Below are 18,632 nucleotides of genomic sequence, written 5' to 3' on the forward strand. Positions count from 1 at the left end.
GACCGTTTTTGCGGGATTTGCGCCATTTCGAACGGATGACGCGCGCAGTAGTTTCGCTGCCAGTGCACAGCAATTCATTGGACCGGCATGAAGTGGCGACTTGCAGCATGGAGCGGACTGGGGGTCATCGCCCTCCTCGCAGTGGGCGGCGGAGGCTGGCTTTTCTCGCTGCCGCCGGCGCCGGCGCACCACACGTCGCCGCAAATCTCCAGGGAGGAGGCCGATGCCACCATCGCGGCGCTGAAGCCGCCGAAGCGGCAGCGTCCGCTGATCGCCATTGTCGGCATTAATGACCAGAGCGAGACCACGGATTATCTGATGCCCTACGGCGTCCTGAAGCGCGCCGACGTTGCGGACGTGATGACGCTGGCGACCAAGCCGGGGCCGGTGACGCTGTTCCCGGTGCTGAAGGTCGAGCCGGATGCGACCATTGCCGAATTCGACGCTACATATCCGGACGGCGCCGACTACGTCATCGTTCCCGCCATGAGCCGCGACGATGATCCGGATGTGCTGCAATGGATCAAGAGTCAGTCGACGAAGGGAGCGATCATCGTCGGCGTCTGCGCCGGCGCAAAGGTCGTTGCCAGCACGGGCCTGCTCGACGGCAGGCGGGCGACGACGCACTGGTTCTATCTGAAGGAAATTCGGAACGAGCATCCCGCGATCAACTACGTGGCCGACCGGCGGCTGGTGGTGGACCGCGGGGTGGCGACGACGACCGGCATCAGCGCGTCGATGCCGATGTCGCTCACCCTGATCGAGGCCATCGCCGGCCGGGACAAGGCCGAGGCGGTGGCGCGGGATATCGGCCTCACTTCCTGGGATACGCGTCACGACAGCGGCGCGTTCAAGTTCACGCGGCCGTTCGCGCTGACCGCAATTGGCAATACGCTGGTGCCGAAGGAAGAGCTCGGGATCGCACTTTCGCCCGGCGTCGACGAAGTATCGCTGGCGCTGGTCGCGGATGCGTGGTCGCGCACCTATCGCTCGCGCGCCGTCACCTTTGCCGATTCCGGCGGCGCGCAGCAGACCCGCTACGGCATGCGTATCCTGCCCGAACAGGCCGCCGCGAACTGGCCGGCGGAACGGTTGCTGCCGGCGGTCGGAGATCAACCGCCGGCAAAGGCGCTGGACAAAGCCCTTGAGGATATCGAGGCCCGCTACGGAATGCCCACCGCCGATTTCGTCGCGATGCAGCTCGAATATCCTCGGCAGAGGCGCTGAACTTCAGAACATCTCATAGCCGGGCGTCAGCAAGTGCTCGGGATCGTAGCGTCGCTTCGCTTCGGCGAATTGCGGCCACCGCGATCCAAAGTGCTGCTTCCAACCGTCCGATGACATCGGAAACGCGCTGACAGGATATAGCACGCCGCCGGCCTCGCGAACCCGGTCGTAAAGCGCATGATTCTGCGCGACCATCTGCCCGACCTTTTCCTTGTCGGCCGCGACGCGAACGACGTTGAACGGGAAGGCAGTACTGTCGTCCGGCAATCGCACCAACGGCGAGCCGAACGCCTTTGTCAGCATCGGATAGAAGGTAACGCGCCCGAACGTGCCGACGTCATCGCCGCTCAGTCCCCGCATCAGTTCCCCCGCTGCGCGTTCCGCTTTGCTGCCGGGGAGGAAGGTGAACAGCCATGGCTGCGGACGGTACCACAGTTCTTTCGATCTCAACAACGTTTCCAGCTTTTCGAACACCCGCGCGTCGTCGTGATACGTCAGGTCCGTGATGACGGCGGCGTCGCGAATATCAGACAAGCCGGCAAGAACGGTCCGGTTGTCGGGTATCGAGCCGCTGTAGTGAACGGCGCCCTCGAGCTGGTAGCGCCAGCCGCGCTTGCCATCGGGAATGATCGCGCCCTGCAACTGGTCGAAACGATCCGCGGCCAGCACACTCCGCTGATCCGCGACGAGCGAGGCCAGATCGCGGTAGAAGAGCTGATAGCGGCGCACCCGCTCCGGCGCGCGCACCAGCGCCAGCGTCGCGCGGGTGATGATGCCGCATTGGGCCAGTCCGCCGCGCATGGCATCGAACAAGTCCGGATTGGACTCGCGCGAGCACTTCAGCTCCCGTCCATCGCCGGTCACGACGTCAAGCTCGATCAATTGATCGCTCTGCATGCCGAAGCGCGACGATGTTCCGCCGATGCCGCCGACCGCCAGCGTGCCACCGACGGAAAGGCCGAGATAGTTGGTGAGCACCGGCGGCGTCAGTCCTTGCGCCAGCGTTGCCTCGAGCACGCTCTTCCAGGTGGCGCCGGCGTCGACCACGATGCGATCGGTGCCGATCGCACGGATCGCGTTCAGCGAACCCATATCGACCACGACGCCATCCGAAGCCATCGACCGGCCATAGGTGGAATGACCCTGTCCGCGCGCCGCGATCTTCAGCTTCTGCGCGGCCGCCCATCGGATCGCCTCGGCAATGTCGGCAGTTCCGGCGGGCTTGAGTACGGCCCGCGGCAATCTGTGAACGATATTTCCAAAATCATGGGAGGCTTCGGCGCAAACATCGGTCTCGCAATTAAAGCGCGCGGCGGCCGACAGCCCGTCGCATTGACAGGGAACAGTCGGGGTGTCGGCCTTGTTTGGACCGGAAGCCAGCGCCGTGGAGAGGCCGACGCCGGCACGCAGCAGCGTACGTCTGTTCATGGAGTCCTCCTCGAATTAACGCCTGCCCAGCCTGCTTCAAATTGAGATCGCCACCTGCTTCGGACAATCGGCGCCACGCAGGAAAGACATTCCCGATTTCCGGGAGAATTACGGCTACGCGTGGCTGCGCCCTCAAAGCCGCTCGCGCTTGAGCCGCTCCGCGAGCAGGTCGGCAAACAGGCGCGTCTTGGCCGGCGGCATGCCGCTCGGCGGAAACACCGCGTGCACCGGCATGCGCGGCGCCTCGAAATCTTCCAGCACGGTTTTCAGCGCGCCGCGATCGAGGTGATGGCGGATCTGCCAATATGGACCGTAGCCAATACCGAGACCCTGACAGGCGGCGGCCTGCGCGGACGATGTATTGTCCGTGCTGAAACAACCGGTCACGCGGATGGTCCGGACGCGCCCGCTGATCCGGAATCGCCATGCTTCGGTTTCGCCCTCGCTGGTGCTGCGCAGGATGCAACGGTGGCGGACCAGATCGTCCGGATGACGGGGACGGCCATGGCGCGCGAAATAGTCGGGCGAAGCGTAGACGACGGTGCGGATTTCACCCAGCCGCCGCGTCTTCAGCGAGGAATCAGGCAATTCCCTGATTCGTACGGCAAGATCGAAGCCGCCGCCGACCAGATGGATCGGCTGGTCGGATACCCGAAGATCAGCCTCGATCCGCGGATAGCGCGCCATGAAATCGGCAATGGCCGGCACGACATAGGTCGAGCCGAACAGCACCGGCGCGGCAATACGCAATAGTCCGGACGGCTCGATCCGGCGGCTCGACGCTTCCACGCGCGCCTCGGCAATTTCCGCAATGGCCGGCTTGACGCGCCGGTAGAAGGCAAGGCCGGCCTCGGTGGCAAAGGATTTTCGCGTGGTCCGCCGCACCAGTTCGACACCGACGCTCTGCTCCAGCGCGGCAAGCGAGCGGTTGACGGCCTGTAGCGAACGGCCAAGGCGACGGGCGGCGGCGGTCTGGCTGCCGGTTTCGATAACCGCAACAAAGACTTCGATATCCTCCATTGCGCTGCCCTTCCATTCTCCCGAAAACCGGTAGAATAAATGCCGCTCGCGATGGATTGTTTCCGCATGGCGCGGACGTTGTGGGCAAGCCGGCACGTCACAAGACGACAGCTTGCCGCAGCACGGCGCTTTCACTAGCGTCGCACGCGACACTTCAAATCATTTCGCAAGGCTTTTCTCTCAAGACATTGGAGACCGATCATGAATCGTCGTGATGCGCTGAAGGCGCTCGCTGGCCTGGCGCTCTGCCCGTTATGCGCGCCGTCCGGATTTGCCGCCGAAGGCGCCCATTGGGGCTATGAGGGCGCGACCGGGCCCGCCCGATGGGGCGATCTCGATGCCGCGAGCAAGGTCTGCGCCGTAGGCTTGCAGCAATCGCCGATCGACATCGTGGCGCCGATCAAGTCGCAACTGCCGCCGCTGAAGATCAACTGGGCGAAAACCGCCGACACCATCGTTAACAACGGTCACACCATCCAGCTCAATTTTGCCGGGGGCTCGACGCTCGCGGTCGGCGCCAATACCTACAAACTGCTACAGGTTCACTTCCACCGGCCGAGCGAGCATATGATCGCCGGCAAGAGCTATCCGATGGAGGCGCACTTCGTGCACCGCGCCGATTCCGGCGCGCTCGCGGTGGTCGGCGTGTTGATGTCGACGGGCAAGCCGAACGCTGCCTTTGCCAGGGTGATTGCAAGCATGCCCGCCAAGGAAGGCCCGCCGGTCAAGGCCGACGCCGGCTTCAATCCCAACGACATGCTGCCGAAGAAGCTCAGCTACTACCGCTACGAAGGCTCGCTGACGACGCCGCCCTGCGCGGAGACGGTCGAATGGCTGGTGCTGACCACTCCGATCACGGTGGCGGAAACGGATGTGGCGGCGTTCGCAAAACTCTATCCGCTGAACGCGCGGCCGGTGCAGCGGGACAACCGGCGCTATGTGCTGATGTCGGGCTGAGGCAGGCAATCGCGGGATGGGTCGGTACGGCGAAACCCGTCTCGCGAACCGATGCCTGCGGTCCCCGAGCTGAGGACGATCAGCGCGGCTCCTCATGGTCCACGCAGTCAACATTGTGGGCGTGAAGATACCGGCTGACGGCTTCCTCGACGGTCGCGAAGAAGCCCTGGTCGCCGAACCGCGCAAACAAGCCGAAGCGCTTCAGCTTGTCCTTCACCGGATCCTTCAGCTCTGCAAAGCAGAGCTCAATGCCCATGGCGCGCAGCTTGTCGTCCAGCTCGGCAAGCTCATCCGCCGCGGTGACATCGACACTGGTGACCGGCTCCGCTGCGACCACGAACCAGCGGACCGGTGTCGGCGATTCAGCAACTGCGTCCAAAACGCTCTGCTTGAAAAATTCGGCGTTGGCGAAGAACAAGGGTGCGTCCCAACGAAACAGCACCAGCCCGGATATCCGGCGCGCATCCGGATAGCGCGTGATGTCATGGTATCCCTCGACGCCGTCGGCGCGGCCAAGGATCGCGAAGTGTGGACGCCAGCCATCCCACAGGAATTCGATGATGGCGAACACGACCGCCAGACCTATCCCGGGAATAGCGCCAAGCACCGCCACGCCGACAGAACAGACGATCGAGAGCCAGAACTCCCATTGCTGCATGCGGTAGATGCGCTTGAGGTCGGTGACCTCGATGAGGCCGATCGCAGCGGCAATCACCACCGCGGCCAGCGCCGTTGTCGGCAAGTCCCGAAGCAGGCTGGGCGCCAGGAGCAGCAATAGCGCAACCGCCAGCGCGCCGGTGATGCCGGTCAGTTGGGTGCGGGCACCGGCGGCTTCGGCGACCGGAGTGCGCGAGCTGCTGCTGCTGACCGGAAAGCCCTGGAAGAATCCCGCGGCGAGATTGGCCGCGCCGAGCCCCACCATCTCCTGGTTCGGATCGACAGGCGCACCGGACCGTGCTGAGTAGGCCCGCGAGAACACGCTGGTATCGGCAAACGAGACCAGGGCGACGGCGAAGCCACCGATCAGAACCGGAACGATGTCGGCGGTGGTGATCCAGGGGATCGCAAAGCCGGGCAGCCCCTGCGGCAGCGGCCCCAGCACGTCGACGTCGAAGCGCGAGGCCAGATCAAGCGATGCTACGACGACTGTCGCGGCAACGACGGCAATCAGGATGCCCGGCACGCGCTTGCTCGCCCGCAGCAGCATGATCAGCGCCAGCGTTCCCGCCCCGATCATGAAGGTGATCCAGTTCGCCTTTCCCGCCAGCAGGGCCTCGGCGATGGCCCGCAGGTCCCTCAGCAGGCCGTTGCTCTCGATCGAGAGGCCAAAGAGTTTTGGCAGCTGGCTGACCAGCACCGTCACCGCGATGCCGTTCATGTAGCCGTAGCGGATCGGCTTGGACAGAAGCTCGGTTACGAAACCGAGCCGTGCGATGCCGGCGACAATGCACACCGCTCCGGAAACCACTGCCATCATGGCGGCGAGCGCGACGGCGCGCTGCGGATCGCCGCCGGATAGCGGCAGCACGACGCCGAGGATAATGGGCGCCAGCGATGAATCCGGTCCAAGCACCAGGATACGGCTTGGTCCAAACAGCGCGTAGACGAGGAGCGCAATGATCGTCGCGTAGAGCCCATTGATGCCGGGCACGCCGGACGCCACCGCATAGGCAATGCCGACAGGCACCAGCATCGACGCCAGGACGAGGCCGGCCGAGAGGTCATGCCGCAACCATGATGCCTCGTACCGACGGAAGATGTTCAATCCCGGCAACCAGCGCAGCGGACGAGTTTGGCCTTTCATTGCATCCATCGAGGGGCGTGTTCTTTCCCTGGCGCAGCAGACGAGCGCCGCGAAGCCCATCGCCCCTGGATGGAGGGCATGGCGCAACAGCGCCTTTGCCCGCCCTGCTCAGGCGCGCAACGAGCTACGTCGCGTAGTCCGGCTCCTTGCGGTCAAGGATGCGCTTGAGCGCAGCGAAGTGCCGCTCGGAGGGAGTCGGGCCCTTGTAGAGGTGATCGTCCATGTAGTCGCGCTTGGTCTTTTCGACCACCGGCGTCGGGAGCTGCTTGAGCGGCTGTCCGGTCCACATCGCGTAGATCTGCACCTGCGCGGCGCGCTCGATGTAATAGAGCCTGTCATAGGCTTCCGCGACGCTCTGGCCGACCGTGGTGATGCCGTGATTGGCCATGAACAGCACGCCCTTGTTGCCGATCACGCGCGCAAGCCGCGCGCCCTCGGCCGGGTCCAAAGCCGGGCCGGTATATTCGTCGTCGTAGGCGATGGCGTCGGAGAGGCCGACTTCGGTCTGGCCGATCTCCTTGATGCGCGGGTCTTCGAGGCGGGTGAGCGCGCTGGCATAGGGCATGTGGGTGTGGAACACGGCCTTGGCCTGCGGCAGCGCCTTGTGGATCGGCGCGTGGATGCAAAAGCAGGAGCGCTCGACATCGCCCTCGCCGCTCTTCACCTCGGCATCGTCGATGCCGACTTCCATAAAGGTCGAGGCCGTCACTTCCGACCAGTGGGTGCCGAACGGGATCTGGTAATAGCGGTCGCTTTGGCCGGGCACCACATAGGTCAGGTGATTGAAGATGCCCTCGGAAAAGCCGTGCATGTAGGCGAGGCGATGCGCGGCCGCGAGATCGACCCGCGCCTGCCACTGGTCGTCGGATACATTGTCGCGAACCGATTTTGGCGAAACCCTGTCGTGCATGCGCGTGCTCCGTAGGTTTTGTTGTTGTAGGCAAAGCATAGCGCATTTCACGCACGCCGTCATTGCCGGGCTCGACCCGGCAATCCATCAAAATCAGATGGCTCTTCTTACGAAGTAAGATGGATGCCCGGGTCAAGCCCGGGCATGACGAATTTGCAGGCGGCGGCTCGCCGTTACGCCGACCTCGCCAATGCACCATCAATCATGGCGACCGCGTTTTGCACGCCGTAGACCGCGACGAACGAGCCGAAGCGCGGTCCCTTCTCTTGGCCGAGCAGCACTTGGTAGAGCATGTTGAACCAGTCGAGCGAGACGCCGGGGCGGCCGTCCTTGCCCTTCTTGACAGGGTCGAGGAACGGCTCGCGGCGGCCGATTTCGTAGACGACGTTCTGGATGTCCTCGGCGCTCGCGCCGGCTTGCATGTTGGAGAGCGCATCGCGCAGATCCTGCAACGCGGCGCGTTCGCTCTCGGTCGGCTCGCGAAACTTTTTCGTCGGCGCCACGAAATCGCGATAGTAGTTGATGGCATAGTTCACCATCGCGTCCAGCTTCGGATGCGTCTGCGGCGTTACGCCGGGGCGGTAGCGGCCGATAAAGCCCCACAGCGTTTCCGCATTCTCCGCATTCGACGACGACACCAGCGTCAGCAGCATCTGGAAGGTCACCGGCATGTCCGTCATCGGCGGATTGCCGGAGTGGATGTGCCACACCGGATTGGCAAGGCGATGCTTCATCTCTTGCTTCGGATAACCCTCAATGAACTGCTGGTAGTCATCGACGTTGCGCGGGATCACATCGAAATAGAGCCGCTTGGCCGCCTTCGGCTCGCGGTACATGAACAGCGACAGCGATTCCGGCGAGGCGTAGCGCAGCCATTCGTCGATGGTGAGGCCGTTACCCTTGGACTTGGAAATCTTCTGGCCGTGCTCGTCGAGGAAGAGTTCGTAGTTAAAACCTTCCGGCGGGGTGCCGCCGAGCGCCGCGCAAATCTTGCCCGAGAGCTTGACCGAGTCGATCAGATCCTTGCCCGCCATTTCATAGTCGACGCCGAGCGCATACCAGCGCATTGCCCAGTCCGGCTTCCATTGCAGCTTGCAATGACCGCTGGTGACGGGGACCGTGACGCGCTCCTTCGTATCAGGGTCGTCGTAGGAAACCGTGCCGCCCTTCGCATCGTGTTCGACGATCGGCACGTAGAGCACCTGGCCGGTGCGCGGACAGATCGGCAGGAACGGCGAATAGCTCGCCGCGCGCTCCTCGCGCAGCGACGGCAGCATGATCTTCATGACGGCATCGAGCCGCTCCAGCATGCGCAACAGCGCGGCGTCGAACTTGCCTGACGTGTAGTAGTCGGTCGAGCTGGCGAACTCGTAGTCGAAGCCAAAGGTGTCGAGGAAGGCGCGCAGCCGCGCATTGTTGTGCGCGCCAAAGCTGTCATGGGTGCCGAAGGGATCGGGCACGCGCGTCAGCGGCTTGCCGAGATTCTGTTCCAGCAATTCCTTGTTCGGCACATTGTCCGGCACCTTGCGCAGGCCGTCCATGTCGTCGGAGAAGGCGAGCAGGCGCGTCTTGATCTTGTCGTCCGTGAGCACGCGGAAGGCATGGCGCACCATGGTGGTGCGCGCGACCTCGCCGAAGGTGCCGATATGCGGCAGGCCGGACGGGCCGTAGCCGGTCTCGAACAGCACCTCGTCCTTTGGATTCTTTTTCAGCCGCGCGACAATCGCTTTCGCCTGCTCGAACGGCCAGGCGTTGGATTGTTCGGCGAGCGAACGAAGGTCGTTCGGGGTGGCGGCGAGTTCAGTGGCGGACATACTAGAGGAGCTTTCTCTCCGGCAAAATCGGGCGCCTTGTTAGCACAAACGTCATTGCGAGCGAAGCGAAGCAATCCACATCGAGGCATCGGAAGCCTGGATTGCTTCGTCGCTCCGCTCCTCGCAATGACGGAGACGGAGCGATCAAAACGGGCTGATGGAAAAATAGCGCAGCCACAGATCGGTGTAGCGGCCTTTTTCCCAGACCCGGAACAGCGCCCAGTTCAACGACTGGCGCAGGATATCGTTGCCCTTGCGCACGGCAATGCCGACGCCTTCGCCGAAATAGCGGCTTTCGACGAAGGGCCCGCCGGAGAAGGCGCAGCATTCGGCCGAGTCGGTGCCGTTGACCCAGAACGCCAGCGAGATCGCATCGCCGAAAATGAAGTCGACCTCGCCGCGCCGCAGCGCCAGCCGCATCGCGTCGGCATCGGCAAAGGAGCGGATTTCCGCGTCGGTGAACAACGCCTTCAGATAGGCCTCATGCGCGGTGCCGCCGATCACGCCGACCTTCTTGCCCTCGAGATATTCGGGGCGCACTTCCGCCAGCACCGCTTCGCGCCGCGACACGAAGCGGGCCGGCGCGCGGTAATAGGGATCGGTGAAATCGACCCGGCCGCGCAATTGCGGCGTCACCGCCAGCGAGGCGATGATGGCATCGCCCCGGTTGGAGGTGATGGCGTCGATCAGGGTCTCGAAGCGGCGCATCTGGATGGTGCAGGTGACCTTGATCTCGTCGCACAGCGCGCGCGCCAGGTCGACGTTGAAGCCGGCGGGATTGCCGTCCGCGCCGGTGAAATTGAACGGCGGATAATCGGTCTCGGTGAGAAAGCGGATCACGGTGATGCGCGACAGGTCCGGCCGGTCCGGCCGCCGCCGCGGGTCCCAGAAGCCGGGCACGGCCTGCGGCGCGGCTTGAGGGGCGCCCTGCTTCGGCGGCGTCTGGGTTTGTGTCTGGGCCTGCGCGGAGGCGCCCGATACGGCAAGCGCTATCGCCCATCCGGCCAACAAGGCCGAAAAGGTGCGAAACGCATTGGCGCGAAACGATGGGGCTAAAGCAGGCATTACCGGCGATTTCTGGATTTGGAGGGCCTTATAGACCATCCGGCCGCCGAATCGAGGGCGGATAACCTTAAATTAGAGATATCGCTTCAGATCGGCAGCCGCCTCTTCCGGCGTCCGTTTCAGGTTGAACGGGGCGACGAACTGGCCGTCCTTGTTCATCAGATAGACCAGCGCGGTGTGGTCCATGGTGTAGTCGCCGTCCTTGAGCGGCACCTTCTTGGCATAGACGCGATAGGCGCTCAGCACCCTGGCGATCGCTTCGGGATTGCCGGTCAGGCCCTTCAGATGCGGATCGAAGCTGGAGAGATAGTCCTTCATCGCCGTCTGCGTATCGCGCTCGGGATCGACCGACACGAAAAAGGCGTTGACCTTGTCGGCGTCCTTGCCCATCGCGCGCAGCACTTCGGAAATCTCGAACAACGAGGTCGGGCAGACGTCGGGGCAGTGGGTGAAGCCGAAGAAGATCAGGGTCGGACGGCCCTTGAGGTTTTGGTCGGTCACGCTCTGGCCGGCCTGGTCGGTGAGCTGGAACGGTCCGCCGATCGCGGACGGGGCCGCGACGTTTTTCAAGCCCCCCATCACCCACGTCATCACGAGCAGCCCGATCGCCAGACTGGCGGCAAAGGCGCCGATGATCACCAAGGGGCGGGTGGCGCGGTCCATCGCAAATTCCTTAAAGCTATCCTGGGGCGTCAGAAACAGGCGGCGATGCCGGCTGCGATCATCTCGAAGAAAACAGCCGTGCCGTAGTGGACCCACAGCGCCGCCGCACCGAGCAGGACCAGGCCGCCGAGGCCGGCGGCGCTCCCGACGATGATTTTCGCGGCCCGCCCGGCAGGGCGAGCATCGGAGATCATGTTCTGCTGGGCATGGATCGGCTGGGCCATACCCCTCAGATATGGCCAGATGGCTGGCGGAGCAAGCGCCGTTCCGGCGCTGCCAATCACGTCACACGGAGATAGGGCTTTTTAGGTTGAGCATGATCTTGTCGGAAAACCGGTACCCGCTTTTCCGGATCATGCTCCCGCTTAGCGCGAGGCCGGTTTGTTGGCGGAGGCCTGGGCGTCGAGGTAGCAGGGCTTGTACATCGCCTGCAATTGCTTGCCGCGCAGGAAGATCATGCGCGGGGTCAGGCCGCCGCGCGAGGCGATCCATTTGCGCACCGGTGCCGGATACATCGAGTACAGCATCTGCGTCGCTTCATGATTGGTGACGGCACGGCCGTTGGCGCCAAAGTCCCAGGCGGCGTGGAAGCCGAGATTGGCGTGCGAGGTCACGCAGATGCGGTCGTGGGGAACGGCGCCAAGGACGATGGTGCAGGCCGAAGCGCACAGGCCGTCGATGATGACCGTCTCGCCCGAGGTGCGCAGGCCCTGGTACTTGTCGACGTAGGTGCCGATGCGGCCGCCGCGATCGTCGGCGATGCGGACCACCGCGTGGCTGGCGGTGATCCCGGCCAGCAGGAGAACCACCGCAAGCAACCCCGTCACCAACTTCATGTCCCAGCCCCAGTCCGTCGCAAACCGAATCTGATTTGTCTTGTGTGATGCAGACGGAAAGCAGGGTGATTTCAGATCGCGTTTTTGTCTAGGCAAACCGGATCGATCAAAACAAATTCAAATCGAGTGTTGCAGGGCCGCTGCACCCGACCGTGCTTAAGGTCCCAAACTGGAACATTAACGATTAAGCCCGTGGCCGCGCCGCCACAGGCTGTCGGCTTTTGCCGTTGACCTCCCGGAAACTCGCGGGCTTCATTCGGCCAAAGGGGATGGGGAGGAAACGATGGCTGATGATGCTGACGTGATTGTGGTCGGCGGCGGCCTGGCGGGGCTGGTGGCCGCCACCGAGATCGCCGATGCCGGAAAGCGCGTCATCGTGGTCGACCAGGAAGGTGAACAAAGCCTTGGCGGCCAAGCCTTTTGGTCGTTCGGCGGTCTGTTCCTGGTGGACTCGCCGGAACAGCGCCGGCTCGGTATCAAGGACTCGTTCGACCTTGCGCTTCAGGACTGGATGGGCACCGCCGGTTTCGACCGCGACGAGGATCTCTGGCCTCGGAAGTGGGCGGAGGCCTATGTGGCGTTTGCGGCCGGCGAGAAGCGCGGCTGGCTGCGCGCGATGGGACACCGTATTTTCCCGGTCGTCGGCTGGGCCGAGCGTGGCGGCTATGATGCGATGGGCCACGGCAATTCGGTGCCGCGCTTTCATGTCACCTGGGGCACCGGGCCCGGCATCGTCGAGCCGTTCGAGCGCCGCGCGCGCGAGGCGGCAAAAACCGGCAAGCTGACGTTCAAGTTCCGCCACCGCGTCGATGCGCTTTCGGTCACCAACGGAGCGGTCAACGGCGTCAGCGGCGCGATCCTGGAACCCACCGGGGTCGAACGTGGGCAGAGCAGCTCGCGCAAGGTAGTCGGCGAGTTTATGCTGCGGGCGCAGGCGGTAATCGTCGCCTCCGGCGGCATCGGCGGCAATCATGACCTCGTGCGGGAGAACTGGCCGAAGCGCCTCGGCGAGCCGCCAAACTTCATGATCTCCGGCGTGCCCGAACACGTCGACGGCAGGATGATCGGCATCACCGAGGCCGCGGGCGGGCGTCTGATCAACCGCGACCGCATGTGGCATTATGTCGAAGGCATTCAGAACTGGTCGCCGATCTGGCCGCGCCACGGCATCCGCATTTTGCCGGGCCCGTCGTCGATGTGGTTCGATGCGACAGGCAGGCGCCTGCCCGCCCCTCTGTTCCCCGGCTCCGACACGCTGGGGCAACTCAACTACATCATGTCGACCGGCTACGATTATTCCTGGTTCATCCTGACCCAGAGCATCATCAAGAAGGAATTCGCGCTCTCCGGCTCCGAGCAGAACCCCGACCTGACCGGAAAGAGCTGGCGCATGACCATCAAGCGCGCCACCAACAAGGGCGCGCCGGCGCCGGTGGAGGCGTTCAAGAGCAAGGGCGCCGATTTCATCGTGCGCGACAATCTCGGCGATCTGGTCGAAGCCATGAACAAGCTGGCCGGCAGCGACCTGCTCAAGCTCGATCATATCAAGGCGCAGATCGAGGCGCGCGACCGCGAGATCGAGAACCCCTATGTCAAGGACGCGCAGGTGATGAACCTGCACAACGCCCGCCGCTACATCGGCGACAAGCTGATCCGCACCGCAAAACCGCACCGCATCCTCGATCCCGCGCACGGCCCGCTGATCGCGGTGAAGCTGAACATCCTGACCCGCAAGACGCTGGGCGGTTTCGAGACCGATCTGGATTCGCGTGTGTTCGGGAACGACGGAAAAATTATTGGCGGGCTCTATGCGGCCGGCGAAGCCGCCGGCTTCGGCGGCGGCGGCGTGCACGGCTACCGCTCGCTGGAAGGAACGTTTCTTGGTGGCTGTCTGTTCTCGGGAAGGAACGCAGGCCGGGCGGCGGCGAAGGCGGTGGGGTAGATCGTAAACCGGGCGTGAGGCCGATGAGTTGGCTGCTGCGCACATCGCGAATAGCCATCGCTTTGGCGATCACGTGTGCCGCGTGGCCGGCGCTAGCCGAGACGATCAGCATCAACGGCGTTTCGCGGACCTTCCTCGCGCAATTTCCCGAGTCAAGACCGGCGCCGCTCGTCATCGTGCTCCACGGCAATACCCAGAGCGGTGCCGACATGGTGAAGCGCACGCAGTGGCCAGCGGTGGCCGGGCGCGAAAAGTTCGGCGCGCTGTTTCCCGACGGGTTGAATGACGCCTGGGCCGATCTGCGGTCGGATACCAAGCGCGTTGGCCGCTCCCCGCCAAAAGGCACCGACGATGTCGCCTTCGTCGTCAAACTGATCGAAAAATACGTCGCCGACGGCAGCGCCGATCCGAAGCGGGTCTATGTCACCGGGCTCTCCAATGGCGGCGCGATGACCATGGCGCTGGTCTGTGCGCGCGCCGATCTTTTCGCGGCCGCAGCCACTGTCATCATGAACCTGATGGACGAATCCGCCGGTGCCTGCCATCCCTCACGGCCGGTGCCGATGCTGATGATGAACGGAACCAATGATCCCCTGATCCCCTATCGGGGGGGCCGCGGCGCGAGCCGTTTTGCGGTGGACGGGTACTGGTCGACCGAGAAGACGCTGGCGTTCTGGCGCCGCGTCAATGGTTGCGAGGATGGGGATGCTTCAATCACCGACATCGCCGACCGCGATCCGACCGACCGGACCACGGTGACCCTTATCGGGTCGCGCTGTCCGCCGGGACGCGACGTCGTGCTCTACCGCGTCAATGACGGAGGCCACCGCATGCCCGGCCCCTACTCAGACGCGCGCTTTCCGCGGGTCGCCACCGCCTTCCTCGACCTGCAGAACCGTGACATTGACGGGGCGGAGACGATTTGGGCGTTTTTCAGAAGGTTTCCCTGAGCGTCAAGAAACTCTGACCTCGGAGGTAATCGATTGGCCGCGGCTTCTCTTCGATAGTCGGTCCGCCGGACGGTCCGGCGACTATCGAAGGAGAGCTATGATGACCGACGTCAAAGTGGTTGCGAAAACCTATATCGACCTCTGGAACGAGCGAACGCCGCAACGGCGGCGCGAAATGCTCGCGACCAACTGGACCAGCGATGCAAGATATGTCGATCCGCTGATGTCGGGCGAGGGCCATGACGGCGTCGACGCGCTGATCGCGGGCGTGCAGCAGAAGTTTCCGGATTTCACCTTCACGCTGATCGGCGAGCCCAACGGGTTCGGCGACCATGTTCGTTTCTCCTGGGGCCTCGGCCCCAAAGGCGCCGACAGCCCGATCAAGGGCACGGATTTCGCCGTGCTGAAGGACGGGCGCATCCGCAGCATTACCGGGTTTCTGGATCAGGTGCCGCCAGGCGCCTGATCAAAGCACGGGAGTCAAAATGGCGCGGCTGCCGTAAGGCAAGCCGCGCCATGGGTTTTCATGCGGCCGATTTGGCCGTTGTGGCGGCAGTGCGTTCTGCTTCCAACCGCTTCGAGAACAGCCAGCGGAAATAGGTCAGCGGCGCGTCCGCGCCGATTGCGAGCAACTGGTAATCCGGATCGGCGTCGAACACCTTTTGCTGCGCTTCGATGATGTCCTTGTCCTCGTTAAAACCTTCTTCGAGGCTGTGCCGCAGCGACAAGGCGATGTTGGGATTGTCGATGTCGAAGTCATGCAGGTAGTTCCAGAAGAAGTGCGTGGTCGAACGCGTCTCGGGCGTCATGAACTGCGCGTTGCGGTATTGCCGCGTTCCGGGGACTTGCACGCCCTTCTCGACGCCCCGACCCGCGGGAGCGAAGGTCGTATCGAGCGTAAAAATGCCAGGGATGATCATGCGGCCGATGTTGCGGCGGTCGATCTTGTCGGTTTTGTTCGCAATCACCTTCTTGTGGTAGGGCGGCGGATCGGCGTCCATGTGCCAGCGCTCGACGCGAAAACCGTCATCCAGCTTCTCGATCGCGACCGGCTTTGTCTTGTAGGCATATTCCTCGGAGCCGCCGAGCGTGTTGGTGTGCACGAAGGCGAGATGGGCGAAGTCGCTGAGGTTGTCGACGATCAAGAGCCAGTTGGCCTTGTAGTGCATATAGCCGGGAAGACCGCGCCAGTTGGGATCGGCGAGCGGCGGATAGTCGAGGATCAGCTTCGGATCGGCCTTCTCGGGATCGCCAGTCCAGATGAAGATCAAATTGTACTTCTCGACCACGGGATAGCTGCGCACGCCGAGCTTTGCCGGGATGATGTCCTGGCCGGGAATCTGGATGCACTTGCCGTCGGCTGCGAACTTCATGCCGTGATACATGCACCTGATGTCGTCGCCCTCGATCCGGCCCATCGACAAGGGCGCGGCGCGATGACAGCAGCGGTCGTCGAGCGCCACGACTTTGCCGCTCGATCCGCGATACAGCACGATCGGCTTTTCCAGAATGGTGCGGGCGAGCTTCTTGTCGTCGATCAGTTCGTGATTCCAGGCCGCGACATACCAGGTGTTGCGCAGGAAAATTCCATTGTCGTCCGCCATGCGTTCTCCCTCCTGAAGGCGTTTGACGCAGGCTAGGCGATCGGGAATTTGCGGAAAGCCGGTTTGTGCTGGACACACTGTACCGCGGGGTGGACAATCCGGCGCATGGAGTGGCGCGATTGGGAATTATTCTGCGAAGTCGTTGAGCACGGCGGCTTTTCCGCCGCCGCGCGCGTGCTGGGGCATCCCAAATCGAGCCTTAGTGCTGCGGTGCAACGACTGGAGGCCAATCTCGGCCTGCGCCTGATCGAGCGCACGACGCGTCATTTGCGGCTCACCGATGCCGGCGAGACCATCTACCGGCGCGTAAAACCGCTGTTCGCTGCGCTGCATGATACGCACAGCGAGGCGCTTGCCATGAGCAGCGCGGTGGCCGGCACCTTGCGCATCAAGTCGCCCTATGAATTCGGCGCGCATTATGTCGGGCCGGTCGCCAGCGAATTGATGGGCCGGTATCCCGAGCTTGCGATCCGGATCGATGTCGAGCACGAGATCGTCAATCCGGTCGCCGAGAACTATGACATCGTGTTCGCGATGATCGAGGCGCCGCTGCCCGCGGCAAGCACGATCATCCGGCGGGTATTTTCGATCGAGCGGGGATTGTTCGCCGCACCGGCGCTGCTGGAGCGTTTTGGCGAACCCCGCTCGTGGGAGGACCTTGCAAAGCTTCCGCTGCTGACCGGGCCCAACGACGCGCCCTGGGCCATCACCACGCCGCAGGGAACGCTCGAACATCTGGCGGTGGAACAGGCCAGGTTGATCAGCTCAAACGCCCACATCAGGCTGCACGCCGCGCTTGCCGGGCACGGCGTGCTGCGGGTCACCGCCAGCTTCACCCGGGCCGCGGTTGAAGCGGGGCTGCTGCGGCACCTGTTGCCGGACCATGTTTGCGAGCCGCTCAACGTCCATGCCCTGCTGCCGGCGCGGCAATTCGTCCCGGCAAAGGTCCGTTGCTTCCTCGACGCGCTGGAAGCGCATGCCCATGATCGCCCCACGGTGCGGGCCGATCAGTGGCCGGGCTGATTTTTTCTTTTTTTTCGGGAACCTTGGCGCGACAGCCGCATCCAAAGCCAGGCCCCACTGTGTTAACGGGAATGCCATGCGCCAGGCCCAAGCTCCGGAGATTACGGCTGCCGGCACCGACGATGCCGAACTGGTCCGCCGTTCCCTCGCCCGCGACGAGGCCGCCGTGCGCGCCGTCATGCAGGCGAACAACCGCAGGCTCTTTCGTCTCGCCCGCGGCATTTTGCGTAACGATGCCGAGGCCGAGGACGTGGTGCAGGACACTTATGTACGCGCCTTCACCCATCTCGAACAGTTCCGCGGCAATTCCAGCCTCTCCACCTGGCTGTCGCGGATCGCGATGAACGAGGCGCTCGGCCGCCTTCGCCGGCAGCGGCCTTCCGTGGAATGGTCCACGCTGGAGAAGAGCGTGCCGGAAGCGCAGATCATTCCCTTCCCTCTCGCCTCCCCAGACGATCCGGAAAAATCCATGGCGCAGCGTGAAATCCAGCATGTCGTCGAGCACGCCATCGATGAATTGCCGGAGCCGTTCCGCCTCGTCTTCATCACCCGCGTGATGGAAGGGATGAATGTCGAGGAGACCGCCGAGCTGCTCGGACTAAAGCCCGAGACCGTGAAGACGCGGCTGCACCGCGCGCGCAACCTGTTGCGCGACAATGTCGAGAAGAAGATCGGGCCGGTGGTGATGGAAGCGTTTCCATTTGCCGGCCGGCGCTGCGAGCGGCTGACCGAGGCGGTGCTGAAACGGCTCGGCTACAGCACGTAAATTTTCCGGGAACCTCCGCGCACCGGCGCCATCCAACTCCTGTGCACCAATAACCCCGCCGGCGCGGCGATGCGGCCGGCGTCACAGGAGGGTCAGATGATGTTCGTTCGTTTGAGCGCGGCGATTGCCGCATTGAGCCTGATGTCGGGCGCTGCGATGGCGCAAGCGGCAAAACCGACCGATCCGCAGATCGCACATATCGCCTACACCGCCGGCGTGATCGACATCACCGCGGCGAAGCAGGCGATCTCGAAAGCCAGCAACAAGGACGTAAAAGCATTTGCGCAGGACATGGTGCGCGACCATGAGGCCGTGAACAAGCAGGCGCTCGATCTCGTGAAGAAGCTCAACGTAACGCCGCAGGACAACGACACCAGCAAGACGCTGTCGAAGCAGGCCAGCGACAAGCTGGCCGAACTCGCCAAGCTGAGCGGCCCCGCCTACGACAAGGCCTATGTCGCCAACGAGGTTGCCTACCACAAGGCGGTCAACAGCGCGCTGGAGACGCAACTGATTCCGTCCGCCACCAACGCCGAGCTGAAGGGCCTGCTGCAGACGGGGCTGAAAATCTTTCAGGGCCATCAGCAGCATGCCGAACACGTCGCAGCCAACCTGAAGTGACG

18 protein-coding genes are annotated in these 18,632 nt (G+C 63.6%); 8 read left to right on the forward strand and 10 right to left on the reverse strand.

Features of this window, described 5'->3' with window-relative positions; genetic code table 11:
- Positions 1-87: 87 nt before the first annotated feature.
- Positions 88-1,227: a DJ-1/PfpI family protein gene (locus tag JQ628_RS09365; protein WP_212222124.1), complete on the forward strand. Its 1,140-nt coding sequence runs from the start codon at positions 88-90 to the stop codon at positions 1,225-1,227.
- A 3-nt stretch (positions 1,228-1,230) separates the two neighbouring features.
- On the opposite strand, the gene JQ628_RS09370 is transcribed toward JQ628_RS09365, so the two are convergent.
- Both JQ628_RS09370 and JQ628_RS09375 read right to left on the reverse strand, forming a co-directional pair.
- Positions 1,231-2,655 (reverse strand): FAD-binding protein, encoded by a 1,425-nt coding sequence (locus JQ628_RS09370; protein ID WP_212222126.1) that lies wholly within the window; start codon positions 2,653-2,655, stop codon positions 1,231-1,233.
- 132 nt (positions 2,656-2,787) lie between these two features.
- Positions 2,788-3,675, reverse strand: a complete 888-nt coding sequence (locus JQ628_RS09375; protein ID WP_212222127.1) for a LysR family transcriptional regulator — start codon at positions 3,673-3,675, stop codon at positions 2,788-2,790.
- 201 nt (positions 3,676-3,876) lie between these two features.
- Here JQ628_RS09375 and JQ628_RS09380 point away from each other — a divergent pair, with 201 nt between their 5' ends.
- On the forward strand, positions 3,877-4,632 hold the full coding sequence (locus tag JQ628_RS09380; RefSeq protein ID WP_212222129.1) for a carbonic anhydrase: 756 nt from the start codon (positions 3,877-3,879) through the stop codon (positions 4,630-4,632).
- 79 nt (positions 4,633-4,711) lie between these two features.
- Here JQ628_RS09380 and JQ628_RS09385 read toward each other — a convergent pair whose 3' ends face one another.
- The 7 genes from JQ628_RS09385 to JQ628_RS09415 form a co-directional block, all read right to left on the reverse strand.
- Positions 4,712-6,436, reverse strand: a complete 1,725-nt coding sequence (locus JQ628_RS09385; protein ID WP_212222131.1) for a SulP family inorganic anion transporter — start codon at positions 6,434-6,436, stop codon at positions 4,712-4,714.
- Between the two features lie 124 nt (positions 6,437-6,560).
- Complete coding sequence (locus JQ628_RS09390) at positions 6,561-7,346, reverse strand: class II aldolase/adducin family protein (RefSeq protein WP_212222133.1); 786 nt, start codon at positions 7,344-7,346, stop codon at positions 6,561-6,563.
- Between the two features lie 173 nt (positions 7,347-7,519).
- Positions 7,520-9,160: a lysine--tRNA ligase gene (locus tag JQ628_RS09395; protein ID WP_212222135.1), complete on the reverse strand. Its 1,641-nt coding sequence runs from the start codon at positions 9,158-9,160 to the stop codon at positions 7,520-7,522.
- Positions 9,161-9,304: 144 nt separating this feature from the next.
- Positions 9,305-10,225 (reverse strand): transporter substrate-binding domain-containing protein, encoded by a 921-nt coding sequence (locus JQ628_RS09400; protein WP_212222137.1) that lies wholly within the window; start codon positions 10,223-10,225, stop codon positions 9,305-9,307.
- A 72-nt stretch (positions 10,226-10,297) separates the two neighbouring features.
- Complete coding sequence (locus JQ628_RS09405; protein WP_212222139.1) at positions 10,298-10,888, reverse strand: SCO family protein; 591 nt, start codon at positions 10,886-10,888, stop codon at positions 10,298-10,300.
- A gap of 29 nt (positions 10,889-10,917) precedes the next feature.
- Entirely contained in the window at positions 10,918-11,112 is a 195-nt protein-coding gene (locus JQ628_RS09410) for a hypothetical protein (protein ID WP_212222141.1), read from the reverse strand.
- Between the two features lie 141 nt (positions 11,113-11,253).
- The gene (locus JQ628_RS09415; RefSeq protein ID WP_212222143.1) at positions 11,254-11,724 is read right to left on the reverse strand and encodes a hypothetical protein; all 471 of its coding nucleotides are present in this window, start codon (positions 11,722-11,724) and stop codon (positions 11,254-11,256) included.
- A 283-nt stretch (positions 11,725-12,007) separates the two neighbouring features.
- Between JQ628_RS09415 and JQ628_RS09420 the strand changes: the two genes are divergently transcribed.
- From JQ628_RS09420 to JQ628_RS09430, 3 genes are all read left to right on the forward strand, one after another.
- Positions 12,008-13,666, forward strand: coding sequence for an FAD-binding dehydrogenase (locus JQ628_RS09420; protein WP_212222145.1), 1,659 nt, complete (start codon positions 12,008-12,010; stop codon positions 13,664-13,666).
- Between the two features lie 23 nt (positions 13,667-13,689).
- Complete coding sequence (locus JQ628_RS09425) at positions 13,690-14,616, forward strand: alpha/beta hydrolase family esterase (protein WP_212222147.1); 927 nt, start codon at positions 13,690-13,692, stop codon at positions 14,614-14,616.
- A gap of 100 nt (positions 14,617-14,716) precedes the next feature.
- Positions 14,717-15,082, forward strand: coding sequence for a nuclear transport factor 2 family protein (locus JQ628_RS09430; protein ID WP_212222149.1), 366 nt, complete (start codon positions 14,717-14,719; stop codon positions 15,080-15,082).
- Positions 15,083-15,140: 58 nt separating this feature from the next.
- Here the strand turns inward: JQ628_RS09430 and JQ628_RS09435 are convergent, their stop codons facing one another.
- A complete protein-coding gene (locus tag JQ628_RS09435) occupies positions 15,141-16,220 on the reverse strand; it encodes an aromatic ring-hydroxylating dioxygenase subunit alpha (protein WP_212222151.1) in 1,080 nt (359 codons plus the stop codon).
- A 105-nt stretch (positions 16,221-16,325) separates the two neighbouring features.
- Between JQ628_RS09435 and JQ628_RS09440 the strand changes: the two genes are divergently transcribed.
- The 3 genes from JQ628_RS09440 (at position 16,326) to JQ628_RS09450 (ending at position 18,630) form a co-directional block, all read left to right on the forward strand.
- On the forward strand, positions 16,326-17,243 hold the full coding sequence (locus JQ628_RS09440) for a LysR family transcriptional regulator (RefSeq protein ID WP_212222153.1): 918 nt from the start codon (positions 16,326-16,328) through the stop codon (positions 17,241-17,243).
- Between the two features lie 76 nt (positions 17,244-17,319).
- Entirely contained in the window at positions 17,320-18,009 is a 690-nt protein-coding gene (locus tag JQ628_RS09445) for an RNA polymerase sigma factor (RefSeq protein ID WP_212222155.1), read from the forward strand.
- A gap of 99 nt (positions 18,010-18,108) precedes the next feature.
- Positions 18,109-18,630: a DUF4142 domain-containing protein gene (locus tag JQ628_RS09450; protein WP_212222257.1), complete on the forward strand. Its 522-nt coding sequence runs from the start codon at positions 18,109-18,111 to the stop codon at positions 18,628-18,630.
- Positions 18,631-18,632 lie beyond the last annotated feature (2 nt).

The organism is Bradyrhizobium lablabi (genome assembly GCF_018129385.1).
GTDB classification, from domain to species: domain Bacteria; phylum Pseudomonadota; class Alphaproteobacteria; order Rhizobiales; family Xanthobacteraceae; genus Bradyrhizobium; species Bradyrhizobium lablabi_C.

What these genes read in the sequence shown, in the direction of transcription:
- JQ628_RS09365 (WP_212222124.1), top strand. Translation starts at nt 88, where the DNA reads ATGAAGTGGCGACTTGCAGCATGGAGCGGACTGGGGGTCATCGCCCTC.
- JQ628_RS09370 (WP_212222126.1), bottom strand. Translation starts at nt 2,655, where the DNA reads ATGAACAGACGTACGCTGCTGCGTGCCGGCGTCGGCCTCTCCACGGCG.
- JQ628_RS09375 (WP_212222127.1), bottom strand. Translation starts at nt 3,675, where the DNA reads ATGGAGGATATCGAAGTCTTTGTTGCGGTTATCGAAACCGGCAGCCAG.
- JQ628_RS09380 (WP_212222129.1), top strand. Translation starts at nt 3,877, where the DNA reads ATGAATCGTCGTGATGCGCTGAAGGCGCTCGCTGGCCTGGCGCTCTGC.
- JQ628_RS09385 (WP_212222131.1), bottom strand. Translation starts at nt 6,436, where the DNA reads ATGAAAGGCCAAACTCGTCCGCTGCGCTGGTTGCCGGGATTGAACATC.
- JQ628_RS09390 (WP_212222133.1), bottom strand. Translation starts at nt 7,346, where the DNA reads ATGCACGACAGGGTTTCGCCAAAATCGGTTCGCGACAATGTATCCGAC.
- JQ628_RS09395 (WP_212222135.1), bottom strand. Translation starts at nt 9,160, where the DNA reads ATGTCCGCCACTGAACTCGCCGCCACCCCGAACGACCTTCGTTCGCTC.
- JQ628_RS09400 (WP_212222137.1), bottom strand. Translation starts at nt 10,225, where the DNA reads ATGCCTGCTTTAGCCCCATCGTTTCGCGCCAATGCGTTTCGCACCTTT.
- JQ628_RS09405 (WP_212222139.1), bottom strand. Translation starts at nt 10,888, where the DNA reads ATGGACCGCGCCACCCGCCCCTTGGTGATCATCGGCGCCTTTGCCGCC.
- JQ628_RS09410 (WP_212222141.1), bottom strand. Translation starts at nt 11,112, where the DNA reads ATGGCCCAGCCGATCCATGCCCAGCAGAACATGATCTCCGATGCTCGC.
- JQ628_RS09415 (WP_212222143.1), bottom strand. Translation starts at nt 11,724, where the DNA reads ATGAAGTTGGTGACGGGGTTGCTTGCGGTGGTTCTCCTGCTGGCCGGG.
- JQ628_RS09420 (WP_212222145.1), top strand. Translation starts at nt 12,008, where the DNA reads ATGGCTGATGATGCTGACGTGATTGTGGTCGGCGGCGGCCTGGCGGGG.
- JQ628_RS09425 (WP_212222147.1), top strand. Translation starts at nt 13,690, where the DNA reads ATGAGTTGGCTGCTGCGCACATCGCGAATAGCCATCGCTTTGGCGATC.
- JQ628_RS09430 (WP_212222149.1), top strand. Translation starts at nt 14,717, where the DNA reads ATGACCGACGTCAAAGTGGTTGCGAAAACCTATATCGACCTCTGGAAC.
- JQ628_RS09435 (WP_212222151.1), bottom strand. Translation starts at nt 16,220, where the DNA reads ATGGCGGACGACAATGGAATTTTCCTGCGCAACACCTGGTATGTCGCG.
- JQ628_RS09440 (WP_212222153.1), top strand. Translation starts at nt 16,326, where the DNA reads ATGGAGTGGCGCGATTGGGAATTATTCTGCGAAGTCGTTGAGCACGGC.
- JQ628_RS09445 (WP_212222155.1), top strand. Translation starts at nt 17,320, where the DNA reads ATGCGCCAGGCCCAAGCTCCGGAGATTACGGCTGCCGGCACCGACGAT.
- JQ628_RS09450 (WP_212222257.1), top strand. Translation starts at nt 18,109, where the DNA reads ATGTTCGTTCGTTTGAGCGCGGCGATTGCCGCATTGAGCCTGATGTCG.